Genomic DNA, 19,314 nt, shown 5'->3' with positions numbered 1-19,314 from the left:
GCTCAAGCGACGCTTTTGAGATCCTGCTGGATCGCGGCGAGCAAGGACTGCAGCGCGTCGCTGTCCACCGGCTTGGCCCCGGTGTTGGCGGGCTGAACATTGGCAGGCCGCGCGGCTTTGACCGGGCGCTTGGGGAATGGCGGCATGGGCGTGGGCATCGCGGATTGCGCCAATGCGCTGGCGTCCTCGGCATGGACGAACTTGCCATGGATGACGTCGTCGCGACGGCCCATGACAAACATCGTCGCCCAATAACCGGCGGCCAGCAGGATTACGCAGAAAACAACAAGCTCTAACATCATCGCACCTGAAATATGCGCAATGATTCAATGCCTTCGCCCGCCCGTCAATGAACCGAGGGTCACACCTGCGGCTTTTACGGGCGGGTGTGGCCGATCGGTCACTCTTTGTTAATCATACTCGGCGCCCGAAGGGGCCGGGAGCGGCCGGTCAAGCTTTGTCCGGCCCGACCCGCACCAGCTGCTTCCCGAAATTGGCCCCCTTCAGAAGCCCCATGAAGGCCTCGGGCGCGCTCTCCAGGCCCTCGGTGACGAACTCCTTGTACTTGACCTTGCCCTCGCGGACCCAGCCGGACATGTCGCGCAGGAAGTCGCCATGGCGGGAGGCGAAGTCGGAGACGATGAAGCCGCGGAAGGTCAGCCGCTTGGTCAGGGTCGCGCGCATCATGCTGGCGGCCCATTTCGGCGGCTTCGCTTCAGTGTCGTTGTAGTGGGCGATGAGGCCGCAGACCGGTACGCGCGCAAACGCATTGAGCAGCGGGAACACCGCCTCGAACACGGCGCCGCCGACATTCTCGAAATAGACGTCGATGCCCTTCGGGCAGGCGTCCTTCAGCTTCGCCGCGAGATCGGGATCGCGGTGATCGATGCAGGCATCGAAGCCGAGCTCCTTCACGACGTAATCGCATTTGTCCTTGCCGCCGGCGATTCCAACCGCGCGTGCGCCCTTGATCTTCGCGATCTGTCCCACGGCCGAACCGACCGCGCCGGAGGCGCCGGCGACGACGACGGTCTCGCCTTGCTGCGGCTTGCCGATATCGAGCAGGCCCGTGTAGGCGGTCATGCCGGGCATGCCGAGCACGCCGATAGCCGTCGAGATCGGCGCGAGCTTCGGGTCGATCTTGTTCAGCCCCTTGCCGTCGGAGATCGCATGCGTCTGCCAGCCCGCGCGCGAGAGCACGATGTCGCCCTTGGCGAAGTTCGGATTGTTGGAGGCTGCGACCTCGCAGACCGTACCGGCTTCCATCACGCCACCGACGGGCACCGGCGTCGCGTAGGACGGACCGTCGCTCATGCGCCCGCGCATATAGGGATCGAGCGAGAGCCAGATGGTGCGCAGCAGGACTTCACCTGCGGCAGGCGTCGGCACGGCGAATTCCTCGATGCGGAAATCGGACGGCTTTGGCTCGCCGACGGGACGCGCGGCGAGAACGATGCGTTTGCCTTGGGACATGATGGCTTCCTCCAGATTGCTTTGTCGCAATCATTTAGGAGGTGGATGGGAATGAAGCAAACCCAACAGGCGCTTTCATGCCCCGGTCGAGCCAGGGCATGACAGCGGAATGTGGAGCGCCTAACCGCCGCCCGGATAGTTCGGCGCCTCGCGCGTGATGGTGACGTCGTGGACGTGGCTTTCGCGCAGGCCCGCGCCGGTAATGCGGACGAACTGGGCCTTGTCGTGCAGGTCCTTCATGTCCTTTGCGCCGACATAGCCCATCGCGGCGCGCAAGCCGCCCGCGAGCTGATGCATGACGTTGCCGACCGGGCCCTTGTAAGGCACCTGGCCTTCGATTCCTTCGGGCACGAGCTTGAGCGTGTCCTTGATGTCCTGCTGGAAGTAGCGGTCGGCCGAGCCGCGCGCCATCGCGCCGACCGAGCCCATGCCGCGATAGGCCTTGTAGGAGCGGCCCTGCCACAAGAACACTTCGCCTGGCGTCTCGTCGGTGCCGGCGAGCAGCGAGCCGACCATGGCGATGTCGGCACCGGCAGCAAGCGCCTTGGCAAGATCGCCGGAGAACTTGATGCCGCCGTCGGCGATGACGGGGATGTCGGACTTCTTCGCCGCCTCGACCGCATCCATGATCGCGGTGAGCTGCGGCACGCCGACGCCGGCGACGATGCGCGTGGTGCAGATCGAGCCCGGACCGATGCCGACCTTGATGCAGTCCGCGCCCGCATCGATCAGCGCCTGCGCGCCCTCCGAGGTCGCGACGTTGCCGGCAACGACCTGCACGGAATTGGACAGGCGCTTAATGCGGTTGACCGCATGGAGCACGTGACGGGAATGGCCGTGCGCGGTGTCGACCACGACGAGATCGACGCCCGCATCGATCAGCCGCTCGGTGCGCTCGAACCCGCTATCACCGACCGTGGTGGCGGCGGCGACGCGCAGGCGGCCCTGCGCGTCCTTGCAGGCCAGCGGATGGGCGACCGCCTTCTCCATGTCCTTCACGGTGACCAGGCCGACGCAGCGATATTGCTCGTCGACCACGAGCAGCTTCTCGATGCGGTGCTGATGCAGCATCCGCCGCGCCTCGTCCTGGCTGACATTCTCGCGCACCGTGACGAGACCTTCATGCGTCATCAGTTCGGAGATTTTTTGCTGGCGGTCGGTGGCGAAGCGAACGTCGCGGTTGGTGAGGATTCCGACCAGCTTGCCCGGCGTGGACTTGCCCGCACCGGTGACAACCGGAATGCCCGAGATGCCGTGATCGCTCATCAGCTTGAGCGCGTCGTCCAGCGTGGCGTCGGGGCTGATGGTGAGCGGGTTCACCACCATGCCCGACTCGTAGCGCTTGACCTGCCGTACCTGGGCGGCCTGCCCTTCGGGATCGAAATTGCGGTGGATGACGCCGATGCCGCCGGCCTGCGCCATCGCGATCGCCATGCGGGCTTCGGTGACCGTGTCCATGGCGGAAGCCATGATCGGGATGTTGAGCGGAATGGCGCGGGTGACACGGGAGCGGATGTCGACCTCGCCCGGCATGACGTCCGACAGGCCCGGCTTGAGCAGCACGTCGTCGAACGTGAGGGCTTCGCGAATGCCTTGTTGCACGGTGGCCATGTGCCAACTCCTTCCGCGGCCCTGCCGCAAACAGCTATGGATGAGCGCCGCCCTCGGCGTACCTTGCGGCAACGCCGGAGAATCGGAGCCCATCGGTGGGGTTGACGCGGGTCGATAGCACGGGCGGGCGACGAATCAAAGCAAATCGGACCGCCGGCCAGCCATGCACAGGTACTTTGGCAAATTCGCCGCGGATCAAAAGGCGCTGAGAAGCTGGGCTGAGACACTTTGACATGTGCAGCACATGTTTCTATGCTGATCGCATGACAACGATGATTCAGATCCGCAACGTCCCGGACGCCTTGCATCGTCGGCTGAAGTCGCGGGCTGCGCTGGCAGGCATGTCGCTGTCGGACTATCTGCTCAGCGAAATTCGGCAGGTGGCGGAACGGCCGACGCTCGACGAGTTGCGGGCGCGGTTGCGCAGCCGCACCGAAACCATGCCCTCGATCGCCCCGGCTGAAGCGGTTCGCGCGGAGCGTGATCGCGCGTGATTGTCGTCGATGCCTCGGCCCTGCTTGAAGTCCTTCTACGGACGCCCGCAGCGGCAACGGTGGAACAGCGGCTGTTCGCCCCTCATCAAACACTGCACGCCCCTCATTTGCTCGACGTCGAGGTCGCCCAAGTGATCCAGCGCTATGCCGCCAACAGGGAGATCAACGTCGAGCGTGGGCGTATGGCCCTCGCCGACTTGGCGGACCTGTCCCTGCGGCGATACCCCCACGATTTCCTTCTGCCGCGCATATGGGAGTTACGGAACAATCTGACTGCATATGACGCCACCTATGTCGCGCTGGCCGAGGCGCTCGATACACCACTGCTGACGCGCGACAGACGCTTGGCCGCGGCTCCCGGACATCACGCGCAGATCCAACTGGTGTAGTCCCATCGGGCGCCGCAGCGAGCACGTCACGCGTCCCGGCGCCCACCGTCGCCCTCGCAGAGAATTTAGGTGCCATGCGTCGATCCGCCATGGTCGCGGCCCCGTGGCGGTGATAAGCCGCAATTCTCGCCCTTCCTTCCGATTTTCATTGCCAATCCGTCATGGTCGACAAGCAACGCGTCATCCCGCTGATCGTGGCCACTGCTCTCTTCATGGAGAACATGGACTCGACGGTGATCGCCACGTCGCTGCCCGCGATTGCGGCCGACATCGGCACCAGCCCACTGACGCTCAAGCTCGCGATCACCTCCTATCTGCTGTCGCTTGCGGTATTCATCCCGGCGAGCGGCTGGACCGCCGACCGATTCGGCGCGCGCATGGTGTTTGCGATTGCCGTTGGCGTCTTCATGATCGGCTCGGTCGGCTGCGCGCTCTCGACATCGGTCACCAATTTCGTCTTCGCGCGCATTCTGCAAGGCATGGGCGGGGCGATGATGACGCCGGTCGGGCGGCTCGTGCTGTTGCGGTCGGTCGACAAGAGTGCGCTGGTCAATGCCATGGCGTGGGTGACGGTCCCTGCCCTGATCGGCCCCGTAATCGGGCCGCCGCTCGGCGGCTTCATCACCACCTATGCGTCGTGGCACTGGATCTTCCTGATTAACATCCCGATCGGGCTGCTCGGCATCTTCATGGCCTTGCGCTTCATCGATCCCATCAAGAGCGAGGAACGAGAGCCGTTCGACCTCTACGGCATGGTGCTCGCGGGCCTCGGGCTCGCCGGCATCGCCTTCGGGCTGTCGGTCGCCGGACTTAATCTGCTGCCGTGGAGCACGGTTGCCGCCCTGGTCGTCGGCGGATCGATCTCGATGACGCTGTATGTTCTTCACGCGCGTCGAACGGGGTCGCCGGTCCTGGATTTTACGCTGCTGCGGCTGCCGACGCTGCGCGCGGCCATTCTCGGCGGATTCATGTTCCGGCTCGGCATCGGCGCGCTGCCATTTCTGTTGCCGCTGCTGATGCAGATCGGCTTCGGCCTCTCGCCGTTCAAGTCCGGCCTCGTCACGTTTGGCTCCTCGCTCGGCGCCATGGGCATGAAGGCGCTGGCCGCACGCATCATCCGCGCCTTCGGCTTCCGCAACCTGATGACGGTGAACGCGGTCATCAGTGCAGTTTTCCTCGCCGCCTGTGCGCTCTTCACCGTGACGACGCCGCTGCTGATCATCATGATCATCCTGGTGGTCGGCGGCTTCTTCCGTTCGCTCGAGTTCACCGCGATCAATACGGTCGCCTATGCCGAGGTCGAGCACGCGCAGATGAGCCGCGCCACCACACTCGTCAGCGTCAACCAGCAGCTCGCGGTCTCGGCCGGCGTCGCCGTCGGCGCCGCGTCCGTGGAGACGACGATGTGGCTCAGCCACGCCAGCGAGCTCAACGCCACCGTGTTCGCGCCGGCCTTCGTCGTGGTCGCCCTGACTTCGGCGGCGTCGAGCTGGTTCTTCTGGCAGATGCCCGCCGATGCCGGCCACGAAGTCTCCGGCCGCAAAGCGGTGGAGATCGCGAGCCGCAAAGGTGCCGGCAAGGGCGCGGCCAAGGCGGCCGTCAAGGCGGCGACCGAGGATACGCAGGACGTGAGGGATCAGCGGCTGGGGTAGCCCATCTCGTCATTGCGAGCGAAGCGAAGCAATCCAGAATCCCTCCGCGGAGACAGTCTGGATTGCTTCGTCGCAAGAGCTCCTCGCAATGACGGAGTTTGTTGCTATTCCGTCGCCCCGCCGCGAAATCCCGTCGCCAGCACATAGCGCTCCGAGGAATCCGCACGGCTCGCGGCCGGCTTGACGTGACGCACCGTGGCGAAATCGCGCTTCAGTTGGGCGAGCAACTCGGCGTCGGCGCCGCTCTGGAACGCCTTCGCCAGGAAAGTCCCGCCCGGCTTCAGCACATCGCAGGCGAACGCGGCGGCGGTCTCGATCAGGCCGACGATGCGGAGCTGGTCGGTCTTGCGGTGACCGGTCGTGTTGGCAGCCATGTCGGACATCACGACGTCGGCGCCGCCGCCGTCGAGCATGGCCTTGAGCTTGCCCGGCGCGTCATTGTCCATGAAGTCGAGCTGCGCGAACTCGACGCCGGCAATCTCGGGGATTTCCAGCAGGTCGATCGCGATGACCTTGCCCTTGCCGTCGACCGAGCCGACGCGCTTGGCGGCGATCTGGCTCCAGCCGCCCGGCGCCGCACCGAGATCGACCACCGCCATGCCGTGCTTCAGCAGCCGGTATTTGTCATCGATCTCGAGCAGCTTGAAGGCGGCGCGCGAGCGATAGCCCAGCGCCTTCGCCTTCACCACATAGGGGTCGTTGAGCTGCCGCTCCAGCCAGAGCTTCGACGACAATTTGCGCTTGCCGTGGGTCTTGACCTGGACGTGCAAGCGGCCGGTGGTGTCCTTGGCCATCTCACCAGCTCCTGAGCGCGCCGTCTTCGCGCATCATCTCGACCAGCATGCCTTCGCGCAGGCCCCGGTCGGCGACGCGCAGGCGTGGCAGGGGAAAGGCGCGGCGGATCGCGTCGAGGATGGCGCAGCCGGCCAGCACGAGATCGGCGCGCTCGATACTGATGCAGCTGTTGCCGGCGCGCTCCTCATAGCTCATGCCGAGCAGCTTGTTGATGGTCGCGGTGACGTCGGTATCGTTCATCCAGACGCTGTCGATGCGGCGGCGGTCGTAGCGCACGAGATTGAGATGGATGCCGGCGAGCGTCGTCACCGTGCCGGATGTGCCCAGGAGATGCATGTCGGCGAGATCGCCGCCATGCTGTTCGGCGAACGGCGTGATGTGACGGGCGACCTCGCGCTCCATTGCGGCGTAGATCTCGGGCGTCACGTCGCGGCCCCCGAACTGCTCGGCCAGCGTGACCACACCGAACGGGATCGACATCCAGGCTTTGATGCGCGGCTCCGGATTTGCGGCGTCGCGCTCGATTCGCACCAGCTCGGTCGAGCCGCCGCCGATGTCGAACAGGATCGCGCCGCGCCCCCTGGGATCGACCAGCGGCGAGCAGCCGAGCACGGCGAGCGCCGCCTCGGTCTCGCGGTCGATCACCTCGAGCTCGATCCCGGTCTCGGCAGCGACGCGGCTGCGAAAGCCCTCGGCGTTCGAGGCGGCGCGGCAGGCTTCGGTGGCGATCAGCCGCAATCGCTTGGCTTTGCGCAGGTTGATCTTGTCGCGGCAGATCCCGAGCGCCACGATGGCGCGCTCGATCGCGGCCTCGCTGATGCACCCCGTCGCCGAGACGCCCTCGCCGAGCCGGATGATGCGCGAGAAGGAATCGACCACCCGAAAGCCGTCGTGGGTCGGACAGGCGATCAGGAGCCTGCAATTGTTGGTGCCGAGGTCGAGCGCCGCGTAGACGCCGGTTCCCGGCGCTTGCGCGCCGACGGCCGGTTCAGTGGCGAACGCCGCCGCCATCGACCCCAGCTCACCGTGCGGCGCAAGGCCGTCGCGGAGCCGCGTGTGGTCATTCATACAAACTGTCTTTCCGCGGCCGGTTAGGCCGAGCTGGAATTGCTTTTTCGCCTGAAACATTAGCAGCGCACCAATCCTGCGCAACAACACATCACATGGGACCATGCCCATTCGTGCGTTGTCGTGAACGGGCCGGTGGGTTATTTTTGAGGGGTCCGGTCCCCTAGGCGCCCCCCAAACCGCGCAATTGCCGGCTTTTCAGGTCAATTCCATGCAAGAACACACCAAATCCTCGACGCTCGAAAACGCTATTGCACTGCAAAAATATGGCGTCGGGCAGCCGGTCCGCCGCAAGGAGGACGATACCCTGGTGCGCGGCAAGGGCCGCTACACCGACGATTTCAACCTGCCGGGCCAGGCCCATGCCGTGATCGTCCGCTCGACCCATGCCCACGGCGCCATTCGCGGCATCAACATCGACGCCGCCAGGGCGATGCCGGGCGTGCTGGGGGTGTGGACCGGCAAGGACCTCGATGCGGCCGGCTACGGCCCCTTCACCTGCGGCCTGCCGCTGAAGAGCCGTGACGGCTCTCCCCTGCTCCAGACTAACCGCCAGCCGCTCGCAACCGACAAGGTCCGCTTCGTCGGCGATCCTGTCGCCTTCGTGGTGGCGGAGACGCTGGCCCAGGCGCGCGACGCGGCCGAGGCGGTCGAGCTCGATATCGAGCCGTTGCCAGCGGTGACCGATCCCGAGCAAGCCGCAAAACCCGGCGCGCCGCAACTCTACGATCACATCCCGAACAATGTCGCGCTCGACTACCACTATGGCGACATCGAGAAGGTCAATGCGGCCTTCGCCAGCGCCGCTCACGTCACCAAGGTCGACATCGAGAACACCCGCGTCGCCGTGGTCTCGATGGAGCCGCGCGTCGGCCTTGCCTCCTACGACAAGAAGTCCGAGCGCTACACCATCCAGATGCCGACGCAGGGCGTCGCCGGCAACCGCGCCAACCTCGCCAAGAACCTGAAGGTGCCGAACGAGAAGGTGCGCATCCTCACCGCCAATGTCGGCGGCTCCTTCGGCATGAAGAACGTCAACTACCCCGAGTACATGTGCATCCTGTATGCGGCCAAGGAATTGGGACGGCCGGTAAAATGGCTGGACGAACGCTCGACCAGTTTCTTGTCCGACAGCCACGGCCGTGCGCAGAAGATTCACGCCGAGCTCGCGCTGGACGCCGAGGGGCATTTCCTCGCCGCCAAGCTCTCGGGCTACGGCAATCTCGGTGCCTACATCACCGGCGTTGCCCCCAGTCCGCTCTCGCTCAACACCAGCAAGAACTTTTCCAGCGTCTATCGCACACCGCTGATGGCCGTCGATATCAAGACGGTGCTGACCAACACCACGCTGATGGGCGCCTATCGCGGCGCGGGCCGGCCCGAGGCCAACTACTACATGGAGCGGCTGATCGACCGCGCCGCCGACGAGATGGGCATCAACCGGCTGACCTTGCGCAAGCGCAACTTCATCAAGCAGAACCAGATGCCGTTCGCCGCGTCCTCCGGCGTCACCTATGACAGCGGCGACTTCCAGGCTGTCTTCAACAAGGCGCTCGAAATCTCCGACCACGAGAATTTTGCCAAGCGCAAGAAGGAGAGCAAGAAGTCCGGCAAACTGCGTGGCATCGCCGTCGGTTCCTATCTGGAGGTGACCGCACCTCCCGGCGTCGAGCTCGGCAAGATCGTGTTCGATCCCGATGGCTCGGTGCAGCTCATCACCGGAACGCTCGATTACGGTCAGGGCCACGCATCCGCATTCGCGCAGGTACTCTGCCAGCAGCTCGGCGTCCCCTTCGACAGCGTCAAGCTGGTGCAGGGCGACAGCGATATCGTCCACACCGGCAATGGCACCGGTGGCTCGCGCTCGATCACCGCGACCGGCATGGCGATCGTGGGCGCCGCCAAGCTCGTGATTGAAAAGGGCAAGCGCGCCGCCGCGCACATGCTCGAGGCATCCGAAGCCGACATCGAATTCGAAGGCGGCAGCTTTACGATCGCCGGCACCGACCGCAGCATCGACATCATGGAGCTCGCCAAGCGCCTGCACGACGGCAAGACCCCGGATGGCGTGCCCGACAGCCTCGACGTCGATCACACCAGCGAACCGGTGCCGTCGTCCTTCCCGAACGGCTGCCATGTCGCCGAGGTCGAGATCGACCCCGAGACCGGCGTCGTGCAGATCGTGCGCTACAGCGCGGTCAACGATTTCGGCACGGTGATCAACCCGCTGCTGGTCGCGGGCCAGCTCCATGGCGGCGTCGTCCAGGGCATCGGCCAGGCTCTCATGGAGCACGTCCGTTACGACGAGAGCGGCCAGCCGATCACGGGCTCGCTGATGGACTACGCACTGCCGCGCGCCGAGGACGTTCCGAACATGACGGTCGGCGACCACCCGGTGCCGGCCACGACCAATCCACTCGGCAGCAAAGGCTGCGGCGAAGCCGGCTGCGCCGGCAGCCTGTCAACGGTCGTGAACGCGGTGATCGACGCGCTCTCCGACTACGGCATCAAGCACATCGACATGCCGCTGACGCCGGAGCGCGTGTGGCGGGCGATCCAGGAGGCCAAGGGGAAAGCGGCGTAGCGCTGCCCATCTGCCTCCACAAGCTCACTGTCATCGCCCGGCTCGACCGGGCGATCCAGTACTCTGAGGCGGCAGTGATTTACGGAGAAGCCGCGGCGTACTGGATGCCCCGCCTTCGCGGGGCATGACACCGAGCTTGGAGCCGTGTACTTGCCTCTCTCCGCCCGCGCTCTACGCCGCCGCCTGCTCGCGCGGCTGGTAGATCGCGACGTGCTTGCAGTGCGCCAGCGGCGTCGTGCCGTTGGCGACCACGAGCGCGTCGAGCTCGACGAAGCGGTGGCCCTTCTTCTCGTAGTTCGCGGTGACTTTAGCCCGCGCGGTGATCTCGTCACCGGCGCGTGCGGCCGACAGCAGCTGCATGCGGCTGCCGACATGGATCCAGGGGCCGAGGATCGTGTTGTCCACCAGCACGCGGTTCATGACGCGCTGGATCAGGCCGGGGTGGCCGAGCCCCTCGCCCGCGAAGATCGGATCGGTCTCACGGATGTCGGCGAGATAGTCGGCCGCATCCTGCCCGGCCCAGCGGCGCGGCGTCGTGCCGAGCCATTTGCCGGTCTCGAATGTTGCCGCGCTGACCGGTTTGCGCTCGGCGATCGCGGGGACCTCGACATAGTCGCTCAACGACACCGCAGCCGCAGTCGCCGGCAGCGACGCCGTCCCCGTCGCGCAGAGCTCGGTGCGGCTGAACACCTCGATCGTGAGCAGTCCGTTGTGCTCGGTCGCGTCGACGTCGGCGGTCTCGCCGTCATAGACCGGCTTGATGAAACGCGCCTCGATCAACCCGCGCGACAGGAAATCTCGGCCCCAGCGCGCCACCGGCACATGCATCATGTAGGCGAAGACGTCGACGCCGGGGACCAGCCCGCCGGAAAATCCGAAGCGGCGCGCCACATTGTCGTCATGCATCTTGTTTTCGGATTGTTTGGCCGTGTTGTAGGCCTCGACGCGATAGGTTTCGAGCCGGTTCGGCATGGCTTGGCTTTCCCCAAATTCTTGTTGTTTCGGGCCGATCGTAGGCCCTGAGGAACCGGGGTCAATCCCCTCGCCTTTGCGATCCGAATGAGGTACCACGCGGCTGCTGCGAAACCGCTTCGCAAGCCCCATCTACGGACCATGACGAACCCTCAAAACACCACCCGCATCTATGTCGACGCCGACGCCTGTCCGGTGAAGGACCAGATCTATCGCGTCGCTGGCAGGCACGGCCTGCCCGTGAGCGTAGTCGCGGGCAATTTCATCCGCGTGCCCCAGGATCCGCTGATCGAGCGGGTCGCCGCGGGTGCCGGCATGGACGCAGCCGATGACTGGATCGCCGAACGCGCCGGGCCCGGCGATATCGTCATTACCTCGGATATTCCACTCGCGAGCCGCTGTGTGAAGGCCGGCGCCGATGTGATTGCGTCCAACGGCAAGGCGTTCACCGAGGAATCGATCGGGATGACGCTCGCGGTCCGCAACCTGATGACCGATTTACGCTCGGCCGGCGAAGTCACCGGCGGTCCGAAATCCTATTCACCGCGCGACCGCTCGACGTTTCTGTCGACGCTCGACCAGACCATCCGCCGCATCCAGCGCCGCCGCGCCGACCAGGCCGCAACAAGACAGGACTGAGACACCGCATGGCGCCACCGCTGATTCAACTGCGCGACATCAAGCTGACCTTCGGCGGCACGCCGCTCCTGGCGGGCGTCGAACTGTCGGTGTCGACCGGCGAGCGCGTCTGCCTGATCGGCCGCAACGGTTCCGGCAAATCGACGCTGCTCAAGATCGCCGCCGGCCTGGTCGAACCGGATGGCGGCAGCCGTTTCGTGCAGCCCGGCGCCACCATTCGCTACCTGCCACAGGAGCCGGATTTTTCCGGTTTCTCCACCACGCTGGCCTATGTCGAGGCCGGCCTCAATGCCGGCGACGACCATTATCAAGCGCGCTATCTGGTCGAGCAGCTCGGTCTCAGCGGCGAAGAAGATCCGGCGCATGTCTCCGGCGGCGAAGCGCGTCGCGCCGCGCTGGCGCGCGTGCTGGCGCCCTCGCCCGATATCCTGCTGCTGGACGAGCCGACCAACCATCTGGATCTTCCGACCATCGAATGGCTGGAGAGCGAATTGGAGAGCCGCCGCTGCGCGCTGGTGATCATCAGCCACGATCGGCGCTTCCTCGGCAATCTCTCACGCAGCACCGCCTGGCTCGACCGGGGCCAGATCCGGCAGATCGACCGCGGCTTCAGTGCCTTCGAGGCCTGGCGTGACGAGGTGCTCGCGGAGGAAGAGCGCGACCAGCACAAGCTCGACCGCAAGATCGTCAACGAGGAGCACTGGTTGCGTTACGGCGTCTCGGGCCGCCGCAAGCGCAACGTCAAGCGGCTCGGCAATCTCCACGCGCTGCGCGACCAGCGCCGCACCCATCGCGGCGCGACTGGCAACGCCAACCTCGCGGCTGCCGAGGCCGACAAGTCAGGCAAGCTCGTCATCGAGGCCAAGAATATCAGCCGGTCCTATGGCGAGCGGAAGATCGTCGACGGCTTCTCGATCCGCGTCCAGCGCGGCGATCGCATCGGCATCGTCGGCCCGAACGGCGCCGGCAAGACCACGCTGATCGAGATGCTGACCGGCGCCAGCGCACCGGACAGCGGCAGCATACGGCTCGGTGCCAACATCGAGATGGCCACGCTCGACCAGCATCGGGAAAGTCTCGATCCGAAGACGACGCTGGCCGAGGCGCTCACCGGCGGCCGCGGCGACCATGTCATGGTCGGCGGCAAGCCGAAGCATGTCGTCAGCTACATGAAAGACTTCCTGTTCGCCCAGGAACAGATGCGCACGCCGTTGGAGGTGCTGTCGGGCGGCGAGCGCGGCCGGCTTATGCTGGCACGCGCGCTGGCAAAACCCTCCAACCTCCTGGTGCTGGACGAGCCGACCAACGACCTCGACCTGGAGACCCTCGACGTCCTCGAGGAGATGCTCAGCGACTATGAAGGCACCGTGATCCTGATCAGCCACGATCGCGATTTTCTCGACCGCGTGGTAACGTCTGTGATCGTGCCCGAGGGCAATGGACGCTGGCTCGAATATGCCGGCGGTTATACCGACATGCTGGCCCAGCGCGGCGCCGACGTGAAGCGCGCGACAGCGAAGGCCGTCGAAGAGACGAGAGAGCAGCGATCAGTTGCGCCGTCCGGCGCCGCGAGACGACGGTTGACTTTCAACGAGCAACACGCGCTGGAGACGCTGCCCAAGACCATCGCCAAACTGCAGGCCGAAATCGCCAAGCAGCAGCGCTTCCTTGACGACCCCGATCTCTTCCGAAAGGATCGCAAGCGCTTCGACCAGGCCTCCGACGCTCTGACGAAGGCGCAAAAGGAACTGGCCGAGGCCGAGGACAAATGGCTGGAGCTCGAAGTGCGGCGCGAAGAGATTGAACAGGCCTAGCGTGCATTCGCAAAAGTGGGCACCGCTTTTGCAAACGGAATGCGCGCCAACTCAGAGACTTCCATGACAACGACCCTTGCCGCCAAGATCGCCCGCGAATACGGCACGCCCTGCGCCGTCATCGACATGGACAAGGTCGAGCGCAACATCGCGCGGATCCAGAAGGCCTGCGATGACGCCGGGATTGCCAACCGTCCTCACATCAAGACGCACAAGAACCCGACGATCGCGAAGATGCAGATCGCTGCCGGTGCCAAGGGCATCACCTGCCAGAAGCTCGGTGAAGCCGAGATCATGGCCAATGCCGGCATCGATGACATCCTGATCAGCTACAATCTGCTCGGCGAAGAGAAGATGGCGCGGTTAGGGGCGCTGCAGGCAAAGGCGAACATGACGGTCGCCGCTGACAATTCGACCGTCGTTGCCGGCCTGCCCAAGGCCGCCGCGGCCTCAGGCCGACCGCTGTCGGTCGTGGTCGAATGCGACACGGGACGCAAGCGCGCCGGCGTCGATACGCCCGCCGAGGCGATTGCGCTGGCGCAGGAGATTGCTGCATCCAAGGGACTGCAATTCGCCGGCTTCATGATGTATCCGACCGAGGCCGGCTGGGTGGACGCGCAAAAATTCTATGACGAAGCTCTGGCCGGCGTGCGCGCGCACGGGCTGGATGCAAAAATCGTCTCGACCGGCGGAACGCCGAACCTGAAGAATCTCGGCAAGCTCAAGGGCGGCACCGAGCACCGCTTCGGCACCTACATCTATAACGACCGCATGCAGGTCGCGGCGGGCGTCGCCACCTGGGATGACTGCGCGCTGCACATCTATTCGACGGTGGTCAGCCGCGCCGCGCCTGAGCGCGGCATCCTCGACGCCGGCTCGAAGACTCTGACGACGGACACCGGCGGCCTCGACGGCCACGGCCTCATCCTCGAGCACCCCGAAGCGAAGATCGCACGCTTCGCCGAAGAGCACGGCTTCCTCGACCTCTCCCGCAGCAACACCCGGCCCAATGTCGGCGACGTCGTCCGCATCGTGCCCAATCATGTCTGCGTCGTCGTCAACATGATGGACGAAGTGGTGATGGTGCGCGGTGAGGAGATCATCGGCACGCTGCCGGTGGCGGCACGGGGAAAACTGAGGTAGGGCTCCGTGGGATGGGTGGAGCGTGCGCTCTACCCGTCCTTCAGGGCGAGCCGTCGCAACACGCCCCTGCCCGCCGCAGCCCCCGTCGCGAACGAGGCCTGAAGCAAATAGCCACCGGTCGGCGCCTCCCAGTCCAGCATCTCACCGGCCGCGAACACGCCCGGCAGCTTGCGGATCATGAAGTCCGAGTCGAGTTCATCGAGAGAAATCCCGCCGGCGCTGGAGATCGCGCGCGCGATCGGCGCTACGCCCGTGAGCTTGATCGGCACGGCGTTAATGAGCTCCGCCAAACCTTCGGCCGACACGGCCGACAACGACTGGCCGGCACTGATGGCGGCTTCCTGCAACAGCCCGACTGCGACCGGCGACAGCTGCGCAGCCTTGCGCAGGAAGTTGGAGAACGATTGCTTGCCGCGCGATGCGGACAGGCGTTTGACGAGTTCGCCATGATCGACATCCGGCCGCAAGGCGACATGCAGGACCGCTTCGCCGTTCGCCGCGATCGCCTCGCGCAGTTCGGCCGACAGCGCATAGATCGCCCCGCCCTCGATCCCGCCGCTTGTGATCATGGCCTCGCCGCGCGCCCGGTGTGGGCCGAAGGACAGCGTAATGCCCTTGAGTGGCTGGCCTTCGAAGCGCGTGCGGAAGATTTCGGACCATGCGACTGTGAAGCCGGAGTTCGCTGGCCGCAGCGTCGAGATCGCAACGCCTTTGTCGGCCAGGATCGTCGTCCAGCCGCCATCGGAGCCTAGTCGCGGCCAGCTGGCGCCGCCGAGTGCCAGCACTGTGGCGTCCGCGGCGACGGTAGCGCCGCTGCCGGGCGGGTCAAAGACCAGCCGTCCGTCCCGGTCCCAGCCCATCCAGCGCTGCCGAAAGGCAAAGCGCACGCCGGCAGCATCGAGGCGCCGCAGCCACGCCCGCAGCAATGGCGATGCCTTGAACGCTTTCGGAAACACACGCCCGCTGGAGCCGACAAAGGTCGGCTCGCCCAGCGCCTCGCTCCAGGCACGCAGCGAGTCAGGCGAAAACGCTTCGATCGCAGCCTGCAGTCTCGGCGCCGCCTCGCGATAGCGCGTGATGAACTGCGGCAGCGGTTCGCTGTGGGTGAGATTGAGTCCGCCGCGGCCGGCCATCAGGAATTTGCGGCCCGCGGATGGCATGGAATCGTAGACGGTGACACGAGCACCGCCCTGCGCGAGCACTTCGGCCGCCATCAGCCCGGCAGGGCCGGCGCCAATGACGGCGACGGCTGTCAGAGTTTAACCCCGGCACGCGCAGCGGCCTGCGCCACGTATTTCTGCGTCTGCTCGAAAGCGCCCTGCAGCGCCTTCGCCTTCGACATGTCGCTGATCTCGGCGAAATGCGCCGCGACCGCATCCGGGGTCCACTCGGACTCCGGCAGGTTGATGCCTTCGCTCTCGACGATCTTGATCACCGCGAACGAGCCGGCGCCAGCGCCCATGATGGTGCGGGTCGGCGCATCCTCGCTCAGCATGTACTCGACCGCTGGCGTGATCGCGTTCGGCTTCATCAACTGCAGCGCCTGCGGCGGCAGCAGCTCTTCCGTCATGCGGGTTGCTGCCGTCGGCGAGATAATGTTGACGCGGATGTCGGACTTGCGGCCCTCTTCCGCCAGCACGTTCATCAGGCCGACCATGCCGGACTTGGCTGCTCCGTAATTGGCCTGGCCGAAATTGCCGTAGAGGCCGGAGGACGACGTCGTCAGCACGATGCGGCCGTAGTTGCGATCGCGCATGCCGGCCCAGGCCGCCTTGCAGCAATAGAAGGTGCCGACGAGGTGCACGTCGAGCACCTTCTGGAAATCGGCCGCTTCCATCTTGCCGAACGACTTGTCGCGCAAAATGCCGGCATTGGCACACAAGAGATCGACGCTACCCCATTCCTTGGTGGCGCGCTCGACCATCGCGGTGACCTGCTCGAAATTGGAGACGTCGGCGCCGTCGGCCATGGCGATGCCACCGGCCTTGCGGATCTCCTCGACCACGGCTTCCGCCGGCGAGAGCGAGCCGCCGCTGCCGTCGCGCGCGCCACCGAAATCGTTGACGACCACTTTGGCGCCACGGCTGGCCAATCCCAGCGCATGCGCGCGCCCCAGACCATTCCCCGCGCCGGTGACGATGGCGACGCGTCCGTCGAACCTGATTGCCATTGTGCTTCCTTGTGCTGTCTTCCTTTCTCCCCTTCTGGGAGAAGGTGGCATAGGCGGCCAACGGCCGCCGTTCCTAGTTAAAACGCCAACGCGTAGCGTTGGCTACGGCGCCGGATGAGGGGTCCGTCTCGGCAGATGAGCGTGTGGAGAGATACCCCTCACCCGGCTTCATCTCGCTCCGCTCGATTTCGCCACCCTCTCCCGCAAGGGGAGAGGGTGCACCGAGCGCGATTTGAACGGCTTTTGAGCAGCGATGGGTTACCGGGTCAAGCCCGGCCCGCCTCAGGCGAAATAGATCAACCCCAGCCACTCCGCGACCAGCGCGGGCTTGTCCTCGCCTTCGATCTCCACAGTGACGTTGGTGCGGGACTGCAATTCATTAGGCTTGCGCAGCTTGGCTTCCGCCAGCACGAAACGGCCGCGAACGCGCTTGCCCGAGCGCACCGGCGAGATGAAGCGCAGCTTGTCGAAACCGTAATTGACCCCCATCGTGGTGCCCGCGATGACGGGCATCACCTCGTAGGACATGATCGACAGCAGCGACATCGTCAGGAAACCGTGCGCGATGGTGGTGCCAAACGCCGTTTCCTTCTTCGCACGCTCCGGATCAACGTGAATGAACTGGTGATCCTCGATCACATCGGCATAGGTGTCGATGCGGGGCTGATCGACCAGGTGCCACGACGACACGCCGATCTCCTTGCCGACCATGGCCTGATAGGCGTCCAAGGAAATCGGCGGCTTCTTCCAGACTTCGTTCACTTAGGTCTCGCTCCGTGTTTTCGGCAGTTCCGGAAAATCCTCTTCGCGGAATTCCCGACCGCGCAGGGGATCGTTGCGGTCGTCGTCGCGCTCGAGACGTCTGAGCTGAACGCGGCGGATCTTTCCCGATATCGTCTTCGGCAGCTCCGTCACGATCTCGAGGCGGCGGATGCGCTTGAACGGCGCCAGGCGCGCGTGCAGATGCCTGAAGATGGAGAGCGCGGTTTCCGACGAGCGCTCCGCGCCGGATGCCAGCAGCACGAAGGCCTTGGGAATCGCCAGCCGGATCGGATCCGGGCTTGGTACCACGGCGGCTTCCGCGACGAGCTCGTGCTCGAGCAACACGCTCTCGAGTTCGAACGGGCTGATGCGATAGTCGGAGGATTTGAACACGTCGTCGGAGCGGCCGACGAAGGTGAGATAGCCATCATCGTCCTCGAACACGACGTCGCCGCTGCGATAAAGCTCGCCTTCGGCCCCGGACAGCCCACCGTTGTCGCCTTGATAGCCCTGCATCAGGCCGGCGGGGCGGCTTTCGCCGAGCACCAGAGCCACCTCGCCCTCCTTGGCCGGATGACCATCGGCGTCGCTGACCTGCACGCGATAGCCCGGCAGCGGCCGGCCCATCGAGCCGACCTTGATCTTTTGCCCCGGCGAGTTGCCGGCGAGCGCTGTCGTTTCCGTCTGCCCGTAACCATCGCGGATGGTGAGGCCCCAGGCGGCCTGCACCTGGTCGATCACCTCCGGATTGAGCGGCTCGCCGGCGCCGCAGACCTCGCGCAAGGCCACCTTGAATGACGCCAGGTTCTCCTGGATGAACAGCCGCCACACCGTCGGCGGCGCGCACAGCGTGGTGACGCCGCAGCGGCCGATGGTGGCAAGCAGGCCCTTGGCGTCGAAGCGCGGCTGGTTGACCACGAAGACGGTCGCGCCCGCATTCCACGGCGCGAAGAAGCAGCTCCAGGCGTGCTTGGCCCAGCCGGGCGAGGAGATGTTGAGATGGACGTCGCCGGGCTTCAACCCGATCCAGTACATCGTCGAGAGATGGCCGACGGGATAACTGCGCTGGCTGTGCCGCACCAACTTTGGCTTTGCCGTAGTGCCCGAGGTGAAATAGAGCAGCATCGGATCGTCGGCGTTGGTCGGGCCGTCGGCGGCAAAGCTCTCCGACGCCTTTGCCGCCTCATCATAGGAAAGCCAGCCATCGGAGGCCTCGCCCACGACGATGCGGACGATATTGTCGGCGCCAAGGCTTGCGAACTTCGCAACCTGGTCCTGCGCTGCCACCACAGCCTTCGCCTTGCCGCGATCGAGCCGGTCGCGCAGCTCGTCGGCGGTGAGCAGCGTCGTTGCGGGAATCACGACGACGCCAAGCTTGATCGCCGCCAGCATTGTCTCCCACAGCGGAACGACATTGCCGAGCAGCAGCAGGAGATGATCGCCGCGCCTCAAGCCTTGCGCACGGAGGAAATTCGCGACCTGGTTGGAGCGGCGCGACAACGCCGCGAACGAGAGCTTGGTCTGCCGGTCCTGCGCGGCATCGACGATCCAGAGCGCAGGACGATCCTTGCTGTCCGCATTCGCCGCCAGCTCGGCGTCGAACCAGTCGAGCGCCCAGTTGAAGGGAACCGGATCGGGCCAGCGGAAGCCCTTGACCGCTGTCTCGTAGTCCGTGCGGTTATGAAGTAGAAACGCGCGCGCTTCCTGAAATGTCGTCATGGTGAGAGCCCGTCGAATTGACCTTCGAG

At 65.3% G+C, this 19,314-nt stretch carries 17 protein-coding genes; 7 read left to right on the top strand and 10 right to left on the bottom strand.

Annotated elements, in window-relative coordinates; translation table 11 throughout:
- Window positions 1-2 precede the first annotated feature (2 nt).
- The 3 genes from AC0L2F_RS11740 to guaB form a co-directional block, all read right to left on the bottom strand.
- Window positions 3-299 (bottom strand): hypothetical protein, encoded by a 297-nt coding sequence (locus AC0L2F_RS11740; RefSeq protein WP_473248523.1) that lies wholly within the window; start codon window positions 297-299, stop codon window positions 3-5.
- A gap of 151 nt (window positions 300-450) precedes the next feature.
- On the bottom strand, window positions 451-1,473 hold the full coding sequence (locus tag AC0L2F_RS11735; protein ID WP_007609140.1) for an NADP-dependent oxidoreductase: 1,023 nt from the start codon (window positions 1,471-1,473) through the stop codon (window positions 451-453).
- Between the two features lie 120 nt (window positions 1,474-1,593).
- Window positions 1,594-3,084 (bottom strand): IMP dehydrogenase, encoded by a 1,491-nt coding sequence (gene guaB / locus AC0L2F_RS11730; protein ID WP_007609139.1) that lies wholly within the window; start codon window positions 3,082-3,084, stop codon window positions 1,594-1,596.
- Between the two features lie 263 nt (window positions 3,085-3,347).
- Here guaB and AC0L2F_RS11725 point away from each other — a divergent pair, with 263 nt between their 5' ends.
- The 3 genes from AC0L2F_RS11725 (at window position 3,348) to AC0L2F_RS11715 (ending at window position 5,619) form a co-directional block, all read left to right on the top strand.
- The gene (locus tag AC0L2F_RS11725) at window positions 3,348-3,578 is read left to right on the top strand and encodes a FitA-like ribbon-helix-helix domain-containing protein (RefSeq protein ID WP_035974028.1); all 231 of its coding nucleotides are present in this window, start codon (window positions 3,348-3,350) and stop codon (window positions 3,576-3,578) included.
- Entirely contained in the window at window positions 3,575-3,967 is a 393-nt protein-coding gene (locus tag AC0L2F_RS11720) for a type II toxin-antitoxin system VapC family toxin (RefSeq protein ID WP_007609137.1), read from the top strand. The genes AC0L2F_RS11725 and AC0L2F_RS11720 overlap by 4 nt, the downstream gene beginning before the upstream one ends.
- 161 nt (window positions 3,968-4,128) lie before the next feature.
- Window positions 4,129-5,619, top strand: a complete 1,491-nt coding sequence (locus AC0L2F_RS11715; RefSeq protein WP_473248457.1) for an MFS transporter — start codon at window positions 4,129-4,131, stop codon at window positions 5,617-5,619.
- A 104-nt stretch (window positions 5,620-5,723) separates the two neighbouring features.
- Here AC0L2F_RS11715 and AC0L2F_RS11710 read toward each other — a convergent pair whose 3' ends face one another.
- Complete coding sequence (locus AC0L2F_RS11710) at window positions 5,724-6,413, bottom strand: RlmE family RNA methyltransferase (protein ID WP_007609132.1); 690 nt, start codon at window positions 6,411-6,413, stop codon at window positions 5,724-5,726.
- A 1-nt stretch (window position 6,414) separates the two neighbouring features.
- Entirely contained in the window at window positions 6,415-7,482 is a 1,068-nt protein-coding gene (locus AC0L2F_RS11705) for a Ppx/GppA phosphatase family protein (RefSeq protein WP_473248456.1), read from the bottom strand.
- 211 nt (window positions 7,483-7,693) lie between these two features.
- Here AC0L2F_RS11705 and AC0L2F_RS11700 point away from each other — a divergent pair, with 211 nt between their 5' ends.
- Complete coding sequence (locus AC0L2F_RS11700; RefSeq protein ID WP_473248455.1) at window positions 7,694-10,066, top strand: xanthine dehydrogenase family protein molybdopterin-binding subunit; 2,373 nt, start codon at window positions 7,694-7,696, stop codon at window positions 10,064-10,066.
- 171 nt (window positions 10,067-10,237) lie between these two features.
- On the opposite strand, the gene AC0L2F_RS11695 is transcribed toward AC0L2F_RS11700, so the two are convergent.
- On the bottom strand, window positions 10,238-11,038 hold the full coding sequence (locus AC0L2F_RS11695; protein WP_473248454.1) for a hypothetical protein: 801 nt from the start codon (window positions 11,036-11,038) through the stop codon (window positions 10,238-10,240).
- Window positions 11,039-11,179: 141 nt separating this feature from the next.
- Between AC0L2F_RS11695 and AC0L2F_RS11690 the strand changes: the two genes are divergently transcribed.
- From AC0L2F_RS11690 to AC0L2F_RS11680, 3 genes are all read left to right on the top strand, one after another.
- Window positions 11,180-11,677 (top strand): YaiI/YqxD family protein, encoded by a 498-nt coding sequence (locus tag AC0L2F_RS11690; RefSeq protein WP_473248453.1) that lies wholly within the window; start codon window positions 11,180-11,182, stop codon window positions 11,675-11,677.
- A gap of 8 nt (window positions 11,678-11,685) precedes the next feature.
- Window positions 11,686-13,491, top strand: coding sequence for an ABC-F family ATP-binding cassette domain-containing protein (locus tag AC0L2F_RS11685; RefSeq protein ID WP_063992772.1), 1,806 nt, complete (start codon window positions 11,686-11,688; stop codon window positions 13,489-13,491).
- Window positions 13,492-13,554: 63 nt separating this feature from the next.
- Window positions 13,555-14,634: a D-TA family PLP-dependent enzyme gene (locus tag AC0L2F_RS11680; RefSeq protein ID WP_063992773.1), complete on the top strand. Its 1,080-nt coding sequence runs from the start codon at window positions 13,555-13,557 to the stop codon at window positions 14,632-14,634.
- 29 nt (window positions 14,635-14,663) lie between these two features.
- Here the strand turns inward: AC0L2F_RS11680 and AC0L2F_RS11675 are convergent, their stop codons facing one another.
- The 4 genes from AC0L2F_RS11675 to AC0L2F_RS11660 all read right to left on the bottom strand — a co-directional run bounded on the left by AC0L2F_RS11675 (window position 14,664) and on the right by AC0L2F_RS11660 (window position 19,285).
- A complete protein-coding gene (locus AC0L2F_RS11675) occupies window positions 14,664-15,890 on the bottom strand; it encodes a BaiN/RdsA family NAD(P)/FAD-dependent oxidoreductase (RefSeq protein WP_007609119.1) in 1,227 nt (408 codons plus the stop codon).
- Window positions 15,887-16,804 carry an SDR family NAD(P)-dependent oxidoreductase gene (locus tag AC0L2F_RS11670; protein WP_211396314.1) on the bottom strand — a complete coding sequence of 306 codons (918 nt, stop codon included), beginning with the start codon at window positions 16,802-16,804 and terminating at the stop codon, window positions 15,887-15,889. The genes AC0L2F_RS11675 and AC0L2F_RS11670 overlap by 4 nt, the downstream gene beginning before the upstream one ends.
- A 282-nt stretch (window positions 16,805-17,086) precedes the next feature.
- Window positions 17,087-17,566, bottom strand: a complete 480-nt coding sequence (locus AC0L2F_RS11665) for a MaoC family dehydratase (protein ID WP_007609115.1) — start codon at window positions 17,564-17,566, stop codon at window positions 17,087-17,089.
- On the bottom strand, window positions 17,567-19,285 hold the full coding sequence (locus AC0L2F_RS11660; protein ID WP_473248452.1) for an AMP-binding protein: 1,719 nt from the start codon (window positions 19,283-19,285) through the stop codon (window positions 17,567-17,569).
- Between the last annotated feature and the right edge of the window lie 29 nt (window positions 19,286-19,314).

The organism is Bradyrhizobium sp. Ken64 (assembly GCF_055807555.1).
Note: the sequence above shows the minus strand (reverse complement) of the source record. Positions and strands in the feature narration are given on the sequence as shown.

Excerpts from the sequence above, each read along its gene's own strand:
- AC0L2F_RS11740 (WP_473248523.1), bottom strand. The coding sequence starts at position 299 with ATGTTAGAGCTTGTTGTTTTCTGCGTAATCCTGCTGGCCGCCGGTTAT.
- AC0L2F_RS11735 (WP_007609140.1), bottom strand. The coding sequence starts at position 1,473 with ATGTCCCAAGGCAAACGCATCGTTCTCGCCGCGCGTCCCGTCGGCGAG.
- guaB (WP_007609139.1), bottom strand. The coding sequence starts at position 3,084 with ATGGCCACCGTGCAACAAGGCATTCGCGAAGCCCTCACGTTCGACGAC.
- AC0L2F_RS11725 (WP_035974028.1), top strand. The coding sequence starts at position 3,348 with ATGACAACGATGATTCAGATCCGCAACGTCCCGGACGCCTTGCATCGT.
- AC0L2F_RS11715 (WP_473248457.1), top strand. The coding sequence starts at position 4,129 with ATGGTCGACAAGCAACGCGTCATCCCGCTGATCGTGGCCACTGCTCTC.
- AC0L2F_RS11710 (WP_007609132.1), bottom strand. The coding sequence starts at position 6,413 with ATGGCCAAGGACACCACCGGCCGCTTGCACGTCCAGGTCAAGACCCAC.
- AC0L2F_RS11705 (WP_473248456.1), bottom strand. The coding sequence starts at position 7,482 with ATGAATGACCACACGCGGCTCCGCGACGGCCTTGCGCCGCACGGTGAG.
- AC0L2F_RS11700 (WP_473248455.1), top strand. The coding sequence starts at position 7,694 with ATGCAAGAACACACCAAATCCTCGACGCTCGAAAACGCTATTGCACTG.
- AC0L2F_RS11695 (WP_473248454.1), bottom strand. The coding sequence starts at position 11,038 with ATGCCGAACCGGCTCGAAACCTATCGCGTCGAGGCCTACAACACGGCC.
- AC0L2F_RS11690 (WP_473248453.1), top strand. The coding sequence starts at position 11,180 with ATGACGAACCCTCAAAACACCACCCGCATCTATGTCGACGCCGACGCC.
- AC0L2F_RS11685 (WP_063992772.1), top strand. The coding sequence starts at position 11,686 with ATGGCGCCACCGCTGATTCAACTGCGCGACATCAAGCTGACCTTCGGC.
- AC0L2F_RS11680 (WP_063992773.1), top strand. The coding sequence starts at position 13,555 with ATGACAACGACCCTTGCCGCCAAGATCGCCCGCGAATACGGCACGCCC.
- AC0L2F_RS11670 (WP_211396314.1), bottom strand. The coding sequence starts at position 16,804 with ATGGCAATCAGGTTCGACGGACGCGTCGCCATCGTCACCGGCGCGGGG.
- AC0L2F_RS11660 (WP_473248452.1), bottom strand. The coding sequence starts at position 19,285 with ATGACGACATTTCAGGAAGCGCGCGCGTTTCTACTTCATAACCGCACG.